The 12,831-nt window shown below is 52.6% G+C and carries 8 protein-coding genes; 3 read left to right on the forward strand and 5 right to left on the reverse strand.

The features are described 5' to 3' along the window. Window positions 1-6: 6 nt before the first annotated feature. From GALF_RS00375 to GALF_RS16060, 3 genes are all read left to right on the forward strand, one after another. Window positions 7-1,236: a sensor domain-containing phosphodiesterase gene (locus GALF_RS00375; RefSeq protein WP_013292061.1), complete on the forward strand. Its 1,230-nt coding sequence runs from the start codon at window positions 7-9 to the stop codon at window positions 1,234-1,236. Between the two features lie 43 nt (window positions 1,237-1,279). Then, window positions 1,280-2,809, forward strand: a complete 1,530-nt coding sequence (locus GALF_RS14715; RefSeq protein ID WP_013292062.1) for a sensor histidine kinase — start codon at window positions 1,280-1,282, stop codon at window positions 2,807-2,809. A 92-nt stretch (window positions 2,810-2,901) separates the two neighbouring features. Beyond that, entirely contained in the window at window positions 2,902-5,106 is a 2,205-nt protein-coding gene (locus tag GALF_RS16060) for a methyl-accepting chemotaxis protein (protein ID WP_013292063.1), read from the forward strand. 47 nt (window positions 5,107-5,153) lie between these two features. Here GALF_RS16060 and GALF_RS00390 read toward each other — a convergent pair whose 3' ends face one another. The 5 genes from GALF_RS00390 to GALF_RS00410 form a co-directional block, all read right to left on the reverse strand. Further along, complete coding sequence (locus tag GALF_RS00390) at window positions 5,154-8,528, reverse strand: transglutaminase family protein (protein WP_013292064.1); 3,375 nt, start codon at window positions 8,526-8,528, stop codon at window positions 5,154-5,156. Window positions 8,529-8,556: 28 nt separating this feature from the next. Next, the gene (locus GALF_RS00395; RefSeq protein ID WP_013292065.1) at window positions 8,557-9,282 is read right to left on the reverse strand and encodes a proteasome-type protease; all 726 of its coding nucleotides are present in this window, start codon (window positions 9,280-9,282) and stop codon (window positions 8,557-8,559) included. A 19-nt stretch (window positions 9,283-9,301) separates the two neighbouring features. After that, window positions 9,302-10,276 carry an alpha-E domain-containing protein gene (locus GALF_RS00400; protein ID WP_013292066.1) on the reverse strand — a complete coding sequence of 325 codons (975 nt, stop codon included), beginning with the start codon at window positions 10,274-10,276 and terminating at the stop codon, window positions 9,302-9,304. Between the two features lies 1 nt (window position 10,277). Next, a complete protein-coding gene (locus GALF_RS00405) occupies window positions 10,278-11,708 on the reverse strand; it encodes a circularly permuted type 2 ATP-grasp protein (protein WP_013292067.1) in 1,431 nt (476 codons plus the stop codon). A gap of 169 nt (window positions 11,709-11,877) precedes the next feature. Then, window positions 11,878-12,645 carry a hypothetical protein gene (locus GALF_RS00410; protein WP_013292068.1) on the reverse strand — a complete coding sequence of 256 codons (768 nt, stop codon included), beginning with the start codon at window positions 12,643-12,645 and terminating at the stop codon, window positions 11,878-11,880. Between the last annotated feature and the right edge of the window lie 186 nt (window positions 12,646-12,831).

The following is a 12,831-nucleotide window of genomic DNA, read 5'->3' on the forward strand; positions in this document are numbered from 1 at the left end:
ATTAAGATGAAGACACATAACTTTAACGCTGTTAACCAGCGGGTCAGTGGCAACACCGGACAGTTCCGCGATTACAGTATAGGCAGTGCATTTCAGCCCATTTTCAGTTTGTCACACAGAAATCCGGTCGGCTACGAAGCCCTGTGTCGTGCTAAAAAGAAGGATGGACTGCCGGTGTCGCCGCTCGCCTTGTTCGGGCAGGTCAAAGATGAGTCGGATAATGTGCTGCTCGACCGCTTATGCCGTGCCGTTCATGTGCAGAATTTCTCGAGATTTTCTGACACGTCGTGGATTTTTCTGAATGTCAATCCGCTGGTCACGGTCCTGGGCAAAAGTTATGGCTCGTTTTTTAAGGAGATGCTCGATCAGAACGGCATTTCACCGAGTCAGGTGGTGGTCGAAATTTTGGAAAAAGGCATTTATGATGAATCGATCCTGTCGGCTGCGATTAACTACTACAAGAATCTGGGCTGCCTGGTGGCAATCGATGATTTCGGTGCATCGCATTCCAACTTCGACCGGATTTGGAATATTCAGCCCGATATTGTGAAATTTGATCGCTCAATTATCGTTCAGGCGGAATCGAGTGTCGTCGTGCGTAAAGCGTTGCCAAGTCTAGTCGGGTTAATTCAGGAGCTGGGCTGCATTGCCCTGATGGAAGGGGTTGAGACTGAGCAGCAGGCCTTGATCGCGATCGATTCAAATGTCGATCTGGTGCAGGGCTATTACTTTGGGTTTCCCCGCGAGCAATTGGTGGAAACGGACGACCCGAACAACATGCTGCTTAAGTTGCGCGGTAAACATATTGAGTTTTCTGCGTCGATCAGAACACGATACCGCGATGCAGTAGACCAGTGTCTGATCGAATTCAAAGCGATTTTACATACCCTCACTTCAGGGTGTGCTCCGCAAATGTTGGCTTGTGAGAAATTGCTCGCCTTGCCCAATGTGATGCGCGTTTACTTTTTGGATGAGGCCGGCTATCAGATTGGCGACAATATCCAGAAACAGCAGTCAGAGTATATCGATCCTCGTTATAAGCCGCTGGCCGAAGCGGCCGAGGCTAACTGGTCGAGACGCTATTATTTCAGGCAGGCCGTTTTAAATCCGGGAGAAATACAGATCACCCGCCCTTATCGCTCGCTGACCGGAAAAAGTCAGTGCATCACCATTTCTGCGCTGGTCAATACCCCCTGCGGGATGCTGGTTGCTTGTCTTGATCTGGATTGGTCATGACCAATCTGGTTTAAACTAACGAGCAAACACGCTTGGAGTTGATATGGAACGCTTGGTAAATTTGAAACTTCGGCAACGCTTTGCCATTTTGATCTTTTGCGTGGTGGCGGGGTTTTTACTCTACGGTCTGTGGTCGTTTAAGACGCTGGGTGAACTCAAGGTTAACGGTCCGATCTACAAGGAAATTGCACAAGGAAAAGATTTCGTTGCAGATATCCTGCCACCGCCGGGGTACATCATTGAGTCGTATCTTGTGAGTTTGCAACTTGTCGAATGTGAGCCATCCGAACAAGCGCATTTGATTGAACGCTTGCTGAATTTACAGCGTGAATACGTGAATCGACATGAGTTCTGGCAGAAACACCGCTTAGGTGATGAGTTGACTACGACGTTGCTGGCAGGGGCACATGAACCTGCTATGCGGTTTTACGCAGTTGTGTCCGATGAGTTCGTGCCTGCTTTGCTGCATGAAAACAGGCCTGCGGTGGTAGCGGCGATGAAAAAAATGAAATCGTCCTACGCGTTACATCGCGAGGCCATCGATCGCGCCGTCAAAATTGCCAGCCATCGTGTTGTGTTAGACGAGGCGCGAGCAAGCCAGCAAATAAATTTTGCGACGTATTTAATGCTGTTTATTTTGGTTTGTACGGTCAGCCTGACGGTATTACTTGCGTATCTGATTTCGCGTTCCGTCATCGGTCCGTTGCAGAGTCTGCAACAGGCGATGAAAGACATCACAAATAGCGGTGACTTTTCACGCCGGCTGGTTGTCAGCAGCGATGATGAGGCAGGGGATACAGCACGAATATTTAATGAGTTGATCGAAAGTGTTCAACTTGCCCATGTCGCAGCGGAGGCCGCCAGTCGTGCCAAGAGCGATTTTTTGGCCAATATGAGTCATGAAATTCGCACGCCGATGAATTCCATTATCGGCTTTTCTGAGCTTGCGCTGGATAATCCCGATCCCAAGGATCAGCAGATATTTCTGTCACAAATTCTTGAGTCGTCAAACATGCTGCTGGGGATACTGAACGACATCCTTGATCTGTCAAAAATAGAATCAGGACGGATGATGCTCGATGTGGCCTCGTTTGATTTTGATGAGTTGTTAGGCAGTATCGAGCGGTCGTTTGCATTGCGCGCCCAAGAGGCGGGACTTGGGTTTACTTTGCTCCGGTTAGGTGAGTCAGGGCGGGTGTTTCTGGGTGATGTATTGCGCTTGCGGCAAATTTTGACCATCCTGCTCGGCAATGCCGTGAAATTTACATCGCAAGGAGAGACTTCGCTTGAAGTGAAGCAAATCCGTGTTCCTGACGGAAAAGTCAGGCTGGAATTTTCTATCCAGGATACCGGCATTGGTATGAGCGCTGAGACGATCAAAAACCTATTTCAGCCCTTCGTGCAGGCTGATAACTCTATAACGCGGCGCTTTGGCGGAACAGGACTGGGGCTGGTGATTGCGCGTAATCTGGCACAGATGATGCATGGCCGAATTACGGTTGAAAGCCAGCTTGGCGTTGGGAGTGTATTCCGTTTTCAGGTCACACTGCTAGATGGACTAAGTGTATCGTAATTTAAAGTTTTCCTTGATAATTGCCCCTATGGCATGATACTGCGGGATAGTGTGGTATCCGGTGTTTAATCAACGAAATGAATCAGGTCTATATGAATAATTTATCTATGAAATCCAAGCTCTTTTTGTTGATTGGCATTTTCTCTTCGGGTTTTGTGCTTTCTGGTTTGTTTTTGTTGCTTACCCTGAATCAGGTCAAGGTAAACGGCCCGATTTATCAGGGTATCGTGCAGCAAAAAGATTTACTCGCAGACATCCTGCCGCCCCCGGAATATTTGATTGAGTCTTATCTGGTGACGCAGCAGATGTTTGTTGCGGATAAAGCGGGCTTGCCGACTTTGATTGATAAAAGCCGCGCGTTGTTAAAGGACTTTGACGATCGTTCTCAGTACTGGCAGCAGGGGCTTCCTGATGGCGACATTAAAGCGCTGATCGGCGGTGATGTTTATAAGTCCGGTAAAGATTTTTTGACTTTACAGCAATCAAATCTCATTCCCGCTTTAATGGGTGGCGACCTGAAAACGGCTGACAGTTTGCGCCCGCAACTGGAACAAAAATATTTGCAGCATCGAATGGCAATTGACAAGCTGGTCGGGCTAGCAAGTGCTCAGGCAGGTATAGAAGAAGCACAAGCCAAAGAGCTGATCGCATTTAAAACCATTGTTGCAACCGCGATTATTCTGGGCTTTTTATTGTTGGGTATCGTCATTTCGTTGCGGATTACTAAAAGCTTACTGAAGCAGTTGGGGGGGGAGCCGGCCTATGCGGTTGAGGTGGTTGAAAAAATCGCTAGCGGAGATCTTTCAGTCGAATTGGTTGTTGAAGCTGGGGACACCAGCAGCCTGCTCTATTCCATGAAAATGATGCAGGACAGCTTGCGTAATATCGTCGCAGAAATCAAGAATATCGTGGAAGCGGCGGCGCAACGCGGCGATTTCAGTGTCAAGATGACCCTGAACGGGAAGTCCGGCTATACCGAGGAGTTATCCTCCTTGCTCAACGACCTATCCGATGTATCCGAAACCGTATTGAATGATTTTATGCGCGTGACAACCGCGCTGGCGAGTGGCGATTTATCGCAGACCATTACCCGTGATTATCCCGGGGTGTTCGGGCAGACTAAAAATGCGGTGAATAGCACGGTAGACGCGTTGACCAAGGTCGTTGCAGAAATTCAACAGGTTGTAGAAGCCGCCGCTGCTCAGGGTGACTTTAGCGTCAAAATGCAAATGCAGGGTAAGCTAGGCTTTGTACGTACCTTGGCTGAACTGCTCAACCAGTTGTCCACTGTTACTGATACGGGGCTGCGCGATGTGATGCGTGTCTCTCAAGCCCTGGCCGAAGGCGATTTGACCCATAAGATCAGTGCGGATTATCCGGGCTTATTCGGTCAGACCAAGAGTTCTGTCAACGCAACCGTGGAAAACCTGAAGACGTTGGTAGGTGATATCAAGGTGACGGTAGATTCGATTGAGACTGCCGCTAAAGAAATTGCGTCTGGTAATACGGATCTGTCACAACGTACTGAGGAGCAGGCATCCAGTCTCGAGAAAACGGCATCCAGCATGGAGCAAATTACCTCTACCGTGAAACAAAATGCGGATAATGCCCGACAAGCAAACCAATTGGCCCTGAGTGCCAGTACGATCGCTATTAAGGGAGGTGGCGTTGTAAATGATGTTGTAGATACCATGAGTGCGATCAATGCGTCATCTCGTAAAATCGTCGATATCATCAGCGTGATCGATGGCATTGCGTTTCAGACCAATATTCTGGCGTTAAATGCGGCGGTAGAGGCCGCACGGGCTGGTGAGCAGGGGCGTGGCTTTGCCGTTGTCGCAACGGAAGTCCGCACGCTTGCACAAAGGTCGGCTGCCGCGGCGAAAGAGATCAAAGAATTGATCAGCGACTCCGTTGACAAGGTCGAAACAGGGACGAAACTGGTTGATAATGCCGGAAAAACAATGCAAGAGGTGGTCACTGCGGTTAAACGCGTTACCGATATTATGGCGGAAATTAGTGCCGCCTCGACCGAACAAAGTCAGGGTATTGAGCAGGTTAATCAGGCAATCACCCAAATGGATCAAGTGACCCAGCAGAATGCAGCGCTCGTGGAAGAGGCTGCAGCCGCTGCGGAATCACTTGAAGAGGAGGCAAATAGCCTTGTGCGTTCCGTTAGCGTTTTTAAGATGGAATCGCAGCGTGCGAAAATTCCTGCCAGCACCGGCCTTGCAAAGCCTGCTAACAAGGTAGCTAAAGTGGTCGATAAAGCCGGTGACGAATGGCAGGAGTTTTAACGTGTAATGACGAAGGGGGCGGCGGTTGAAGTTCACCCCCGCCGTTATCATTGCTGCTGGTTTTGCTGCATCAATTCGCTCGGACTCTCTGGCATTCCTTCCATTGCCGGTTCGGGGGCGCGGCGCAGATCCAGCGTCAGCGGATAATCCGGGTTGCGTCCCTCGCGACGAACATGCAGTAAACCCGGTGTGTGACCGTGATTCCAAAACCGCGCAACGCGACGTGCCTCCGCTTCGTTGGCATTGACCGGGAACGTGTCATAGCTGCGTCCCCCCGGATGGACAACGTGATAAGTACACCCGCCAATTGAGCGTCCGCTCCAGCTGTCGACCAAATCAAATACGAGAGGCGCCTGTACTCCGATGGTGGGATGCAGACCGGACGGGGGCGCCCAGGCGCGATAGCGCACGGCAGCGACAAACTCCCCTCGCGTGCCGGTGCTTGTCATCGGCAGTGGCCGGCCATTGCAGGTCAGGATGTGCCGGTTGTCATTCATATTGCGCACTTTCACCTGCATGCGTTCGATGGAGGAGTCGACATAGCGTGCGGTGCCGCCGGCAGCGACTTCTTCGCCTAGCACATGCCAGGGTTCAATGGCCTGGCGCAGTTCAATTTCGATGCCGTGATATACCACTGTACCGAAGCGCGGGAAGCGAAATTCAAGGAATGGTGTGAACCATTCAAACTCAAAAGCGTAACCTGCACGCTGCAAATCAAGCACCACGTCTTTCATGTCCTGAGCTACGAAGTGCGGCAACATATAGCGATCATGCAGTTCGGTCCCCCAGCGGTTCAGACTGCCCTGATAGGGTTTTTGCCAGAAGCGTACTACCAGCGCGCGCAGCAGCAGCATCTGCAGCAGCGACATCTGCGCATGCGGTGGCATCTCAAATCCTCTGAATTCCAGTAAGCCTAGGCGCCCGGTCGCACTGTCAGGCGAATAGAGCTTGTCGATGCAGAATTCTGCGCGGTGGGTGTTGCCGGACAAATCTACCAGCAGGTTGCGCAACAGGCGATCGACCAGCCACGGTTGCTCGCTTTCCGCGCCCGGTTTGAGATGCTCGGACATTTGCTGGAAGGCGATCTCCAATTCGTAAAGGCTTTCATGACGCGCCTCATCGACACGCGGTGCCTGACTGGTAGGCCCGATGAACATGCCGGAGAACAGATACGACAACGCCGGATGATGTTGCCAGTAAGTGATCAGGCTGGCGAGTATGTCCGGACGGCGCAGGCAGGGTGAATCGGCCGGCGTTGCGGCACCTAGCGTCACATGATTGCCGCCGCCGGTGCCGGTGTGACGACCGTCGAGCATGAATTTTTCTGCGCCCAGACGCGTTAGTCTAGCCGCTTCATAGAGAATTTGTGTGTTTTCGACCAGTTGCGCCCAACTCGAGCACGGATGAATGTTCACTTCGATGACGCCCGGATCGGGCGTGATGCGGAACGCTTTGACGCGCGGGTCGGCAGGCGGGGTATAGCCTTCAAGACGTACGGGCAGTTTCAGTGCGTTCGCGGTGGCTTCGATTGCACGGATTAGCGTGATGAAGTCTTCGAGTATAGGCACGGGCGGCAGGAAGAGGCACAATACGCCGGCACGGACTTCACAGCACAGCGCTGTATGGATGATTTCACGCGGGTCGTAACGCGCTTTGAGCGTTTGAAATTTCTTTTTTTCAGGGGGCGTGTCGGGTGCGTCAACGGTGCAATCGAACGGGTCCCGGCCAGAATCGGTGTCCTGGTCCTCAGGAGGCAGCCAAGGCAGGGAGTCTAAGGGCAGACGCAGTCCTAATGGTGAATCGCCTGCGATCAGATACAAGTGCTCGCGGCGCAGCGGCCAGGGGCTGGAGCGAAATCCGGCAGAAATCAGGCCCTTTTTGGCAAGCACAGGTTTGTTGGGCGGCAGCGCCTTGAGTGGCAACACGTAGCCCGCGGGTTCGCCAAGACCCTGCTCGAGCAAACGGGCGAGACGCCGCCGCTCATCGCTGTTTTTAAGGTCGGCGGTTAACGGATCCAGATTGTCCGGCCAGCGCAGTTCGTCGTTGATCACCTGGGCGACATCTTCAAAGGCCGTGATCACAAAGCGTTCATCCAGGGCTAACTCTTGTGTTAGACGTTGCATGAAGCGCTTTGCATCGGCTGTCTCGCGTGTTCCTTCTCCATCGGAGCTGACGAGCAGGCTGCGGTCATTCCACAGCGGTGTGCCGTCGGTGCGCCAGTAGCAGCCCAGTGCCCAGCGGGGTAACGGCTCACCCGGATACCACTTCCCCTGACCGAAATGCAGCAAGGCACCCGGTGCATATTGCATCTGCATGCGCGTGAGCAGCTCGCCCGCAAGGGTTAGCTTCGTATCCGACAAGGCCGTGAAATTCCACTCTGGTCCTTCCATATCGTCGATCGAGACAAAAGTGGGTTCGCCGCCCATGGTCAGGCGTACGTCATTTTTATCGAGCTCAACATCGACCTGATGACCCAGATCGAGGATCGCTTGCCATTGGGCTTCGCTGTAAGGCCGGGTGACCCGAGGATCTTCGTGAATGCGCGTCACCGACATTGAAAATTCAAATTGGCTTTCACAGACTTCGGTGCCGCCGATGACCGGTGCCGCTGAGGAGGGCATTGCGGTACAGGCAAGCGGGATATGTCCTTCACCGGCCAACAGGCCGGAGGTCGCATCAAGACCGATCCAGCCCGCCCCCGGAATGTACACTTCGGCCCAGGCATGCAGATCGGTGAAGTCATGAAGTGCACCGGATGGCCCATCGAGCGCCTTAACATCCGCTTTGAGCTGGATCAGGTAACCTGAGGCAAAGCGCGCTGCCAATCCCAGATGGCGCAGCGTCTGCACCAAGAGCCAGGCGGAGTCGCGGCAGGAACCCAGTTTAAGTTCGAGCGTTTGCTCCGGCGTCTGAACACCGGCTTCTAGTCTGACAATATAGTTGATGTCGTCTTTTAGTCGCTGGTTGATGCCGACCAGCATGTCGATGGTGCGCAGGGGTTTTGCAAGCAGCTCGATGCGGGTGCGGGCGAGCCAGTCGGACAGCAGTGGCGTGAGCAAGTCAGCTTCAAGATAGGGGCCGAGCTCCCGCTTGAGCGATTCCGGATAAGCAAAGGGAAAACACTCGGCATATTCGTCCATGAAAAAATCGAAGGGATTGATCACCGTCATGTCGGCCACCAGATCGACCGTGATTTTCAGCGACTCAGCTTTGTCGGGAAATACCAGCCGTGCGACCCAGTTGCCGAATGGATCCTGCTGCCAGTTAAGGAAATGACCTGCCGGTTCAACATTCAGCGAATAGCTTAAAATCGGCGTGCGGCAATGTGCGGCGGGACGCAGCCGGATCTCATGCGGCCAGAGCTTCACAGCACGGTCAAACACATAACTGGTCTGGTGATTTAGTGCAACGCGGATGGTCATGGGAAACCTTTCAATGTTTTCAATAGATTCAGTAATCAAAATTCGGTAGTTGGGCGAAGGCTTGCCTTACACCATCCCCCCAGCTTTTGTGCAGTCGCTGCATGTAGTCGTTTTGATCATCGAAGCGATGAACGTGATTGAGTTGCAGCGTATCGCGTTCGTAACAGGCCATATCGATTGGCAGACCCACCGATAGATTGGAGCGCATCGTTGAATCGAATGAGACCAGAACCGATTTGATAGCATCGTTCATGCTGGTGTCTGCACGAATAATTCGGTCGATGATAGGCTTGCCGTATTTCACTTCGCCGATCTGGAAATAGGGCGTTTCGGGGGTGGCCTCGATAAAATTGCCTTCCGCATAAATTAGAAACAGGCGCTGGGGTTCGCCGGTAATTTGCCCGCCGACGATGAAATTTGCGCTGCAATCTACGTTATTTTCTGCCAAATACGGGCCGTCCCGATGGCGTACTTCCCGAAGTGCCGAGCCGATCAATTCGGCGACTTCGTACATTGAGCAGACGCTCATCAAATTTGCTTCGGTACTGTGCCTGATTTCCTGTTCAAGATAATTGAGCGTGGCCTGTGTGATGGCCAGATTGCCCGAGTTAACGACCACCAGCACCCGGTCGCCCTTTCGTTCGAAGGTTTTCATTTTGCGGAAAGTGGAAATATTGTCGACCCCCGCATTGGTGCGGGAGTCCGAGGCAAAAACGATGCCGGCATCAATCATAGTCGCGACGCAATAAGTCATGGCGTTCTTCTTTCGTAGTTCAATGGCCGATTATGTCAGGCACGCTTAATTCATCGGTTGACCAGAAATAGGCGGTGTTGATCAGGTTGCCCAGTTCATAAATCTGCTCAAGAAATTCGGAGAGGTATTCATGCAGGCCGTAATCGAAAATCCCGTCTATGGTTTCAGCATGCAAACTGGTGCGCAGCAAGCCGCAGCGACGGAGCAGCTCGTTGGCGCGCGGCCCGTCGATTTCATGCAACAATCGGTTGACTTCGTCCACGCAGGTGATCAGCGATCTTGCCATGTCGGGCCGCAGGACCAGCAATTCGGCCACGCGCTTAGGGGTGATCTGGTCGCGATACACGCGGCGATAGGATTCAAAGGCCGATACCGAACGAAGCACCGAACTCCACTGGTAATAGTCTGCCGCGCCGCCGATGTCCTTTGGGCTGGGCAATAAAATGTGGTATTTCACATCCAGTATGCGTGCGGTGTTGTCAGCGCGTTCGAGGAAATTTCCCAGCCTGATAAAACGGAAGGTATTGTCGCGCAGCATGGTGCCGTGTGCGATGCCGCGTGACAAATGCGAACGCTCTTTTACCCAGTCGAAAAACCGTGAGACCCCATCGGCTGCGATGCCATCGCCCTGTATTCGGCGCATTTCCAGCCAGGTGGAGTTGAGCGTCTCCCACATCTCTGACGTGATGGAGCCGCGCACGGCACGTGCATTTTCACGCGCTTTGAAAATACTGTTGTAGATGCTGCCCGGATTTTTTTCATCCAGCGCCATGAAGTGCAATACGTTCTCGGCACAGGGCATATCGTAACGCGCCTCGAAATCTTCATGCAGCCCGCTGATGGACAGCATGGCGCGCCATTCGTGATGCGGCTCGATCAATGCCCTTTTGAGTAAAGACATGCGGTAGGTGACATCCAGCATGCGTGCCGTATTTTCTGCACGCTCCATGCTGCGAGCCATCCAGAACAGGTGGTCTGCGGTTGATGAAAGCATATTAGTTGTCTCCTTCGAGTACCCAGGTGTCTTTGGTGCCGCCGCCTTGCGATGAGTTGACCACCAGCGAGCCTTCTTTGAGCGCTACGCGTGTCAGGCCGCCTGGCACCATGGTGATATCCTTGCCAGACAGCACATAAGGCCGCAGGTCGATATGGCGCGGTGCGACGCCGCTTTCAACAAACGTGGGGCAGGTTGAAAGGGCGAGCGTGGGCTGCGCGATATAGTGATCTGGGTTTGCCAGGATCTTGTCGCGAAACAGATTGATTTCATTTTTTGTCGAGGTGGGGCCGACCAGCATGCCGTAGCCGCCTGAGCCATGCACCTCCTTGACGACTAGTTCGGGCAGATGCGCTAGAACATAAGCCTGGTCGTCAGGCTTACTCAATTCCCAGGTTGGGACATTCGCTAAGATCGGCTCTTCTGAACAATAAAACCGAATCATTTCAGGCACGTGTATATAAATGGCCTTGTCGTCCGCAATACCTGTGCCGACGGCATTGGCCAGTGTGACATTGCCTGCCCGGTAAGCTGAGAATAAGCCCGGGACTCCCAGCATGGAGGTTTTGTTAAAGGTCAGCGGATCTAAAAAATCATCGTCAATGCGACGGTAAATGACATCCACGCGCAACGGCCCTTCCGTGGTGCGCATATACACGGTCTCGTTTTTAACAAACAGATCGTTGCCATCGACCAGTTCAACGCCCATTTGCTGGGCCAGAAAGGCGTGTTCAAAATAGGCGCTGTTGTATTGACCCGGTGTGAGCACAACGACATTCGGATTGGTGACGCCCTCTGGCGCTACCGAGCGCAGATTGTTGAGCAACAAATCAGGATAGTGTTCGACGGGTGCAATCTTTTGACCTGAAAACAAGTCGGGGAATAATCGCATCATCATTTTGCGGTTTTCCAGCATATACGATACGCCGGACGGGGTGCGCAAATTATCTTCGAGCACGTAGTACTCGCCGAGTTGGCTGCCGTGGTCGGCGCGTACCAGATCGACGCCTGCGATATGCGCGTAGATGTTTTCCGGAACGTCTACGCCGACCATTTCCTGACGGAACTGGCTGTTGCCCAGCACCTGACGGGCAGGGATGCGACCGGCTTTGAGGATCTCCTGCCCGTGATAAATGTCGTGCAGGAAAGCGTTCAGCGCACGGACGCGCTGACGTAAGCCCTGTTCAAGCCGCGTCCATTCGCGCGCCGGAATAATGCGCGGCACGATATCGAAAGGAATGAGCCGCTCCTGACTGTTTGTCTCGCCATAGACAGCGAAGGTAATGCCGGCACGATGAAAGGCGATGTCTGCGGCTTCGCGTTTGCGAACGATGACCTCCTCAGGAGTGGCGGATAGCCAGTCTGCATAGTTGCGGTAATTTTCGCGCACCGATCCGTCAGTGGCATACATCTCGTTATAAGCTGTTTTCATGGTTGACTTCGCTCGAAAGGTTCGAACTTATCAAAGCATGAATCATGCCATGTAAATTTTATTTAAAAATCAATGGCATGAAGTACATTTCAAAACGAAAAAAGCACCGCATTGGTGCGCGGTGCGACAGGCTGGTGCGTTTGTCTGGCAGGAAGAGGCGTGCTCGTGGTTATTTTGCGGATTGAAATTCTGCGATTTCCGGCAAGCCGGGAGTTTCCCAGTAGAACTTGGGTAAATTTTGCAGTGCAATCACCAGGCCCTGATTCCAGGCTTGTGACAATTCTTTGGAAAAAGGATCCGATTCGTTGAGGCAGAGTTGATGGGTGATGCGAAGACTGTCTTTGTTGTAAACCAGCAATTCAATGGGGGGAGCGACGGTCAGGTTGCTGCGCACGGTCGAATTCATTGACACCAGTGCGCAACGGGCGGCGGCTTCCAGCGAGATAGTGCGATTAATCACGCGATCCAGGATCGGTTTCCCGTATTTGATTTCACCAATCTGTAAAAAGGGGTGTTCGCCTGACTCGTGTATATAGTTGCCCTGCGGATAGATCATCAGGGTTTCGTGGCGTGCGTTACCGATTTGTCCGGCCAGAATAAAACTCGCTTCAAAATTGACATTGCCGCTGTCTCGTACGACATGCAAATTTTGTACATGGGTGCTGACCGTCGCAACATAATCAACGGCTTGCTGCATATTGCTGACGCTGAGCAGATTGGGAATCGTGCCGCTATCGAGATCCGCCTGCAGTCGTTTGATGACTAGCTGTGTCGTGGCCAGATTTCCCGCAGATAACAGGCCAAACACCCGGTTTCCCGGCCATGCAAAGGTGTGCATTTTCGAATAGCTCGAGACGTTGTCAAATCCGGCATTGGTGCGGGAGTCGGAACACAGGACAAATCCCGTTTCGGTGTTAATGGCAAGGCAATAGGTCATTTGAATTTCAGCGGTATATGAATGGCAGCGGCGTGTGTGATTTAGCAGCAAAACATTAACACGGTTATTGAGAATCGGCAAACCAGCTTTAAATCGTGCCGCTCATTGGCTTCGTTGCTCATTCATGCACGATAACCGTGCATCGCGCCCGAGCATCGTAAGATGCCGGTGCGGCAGTGGCGGGGT

This window comes from Gallionella capsiferriformans ES-2 (genome assembly GCF_000145255.1).
GTDB classification, from domain to species: Bacteria; Pseudomonadota; Gammaproteobacteria; order Burkholderiales; family Gallionellaceae; genus Gallionella; species Gallionella capsiferriformans.

Bases quoted from the DNA above. Each gene is read 5' to 3' on its own strand.
- GALF_RS00375 (WP_013292061.1), top strand. From the start codon at position 7: ATGAAGACACATAACTTTAACGCTGTTAACCAGCGGGTCAGTGGCAAC.
- GALF_RS14715 (WP_013292062.1), top strand. From the start codon at position 1,280: ATGGAACGCTTGGTAAATTTGAAACTTCGGCAACGCTTTGCCATTTTG.
- GALF_RS16060 (WP_013292063.1), top strand. From the start codon at position 2,902: ATGAATAATTTATCTATGAAATCCAAGCTCTTTTTGTTGATTGGCATT.
- GALF_RS00390 (WP_013292064.1), bottom strand. From the start codon at position 8,528: ATGACCATCCGCGTTGCACTAAATCACCAGACCAGTTATGTGTTTGAC.
- GALF_RS00395 (WP_013292065.1), bottom strand. From the start codon at position 9,282: ATGACTTATTGCGTCGCGACTATGATTGATGCCGGCATCGTTTTTGCC.
- GALF_RS00400 (WP_013292066.1), bottom strand. From the start codon at position 10,276: ATGCTTTCATCAACCGCAGACCACCTGTTCTGGATGGCTCGCAGCATG.
- GALF_RS00405 (WP_013292067.1), bottom strand. From the start codon at position 11,708: ATGAAAACAGCTTATAACGAGATGTATGCCACTGACGGATCGGTGCGC.
- GALF_RS00410 (WP_013292068.1), bottom strand. From the start codon at position 12,645: ATGACCTATTGCCTTGCCATTAACACCGAAACGGGATTTGTCCTGTGT.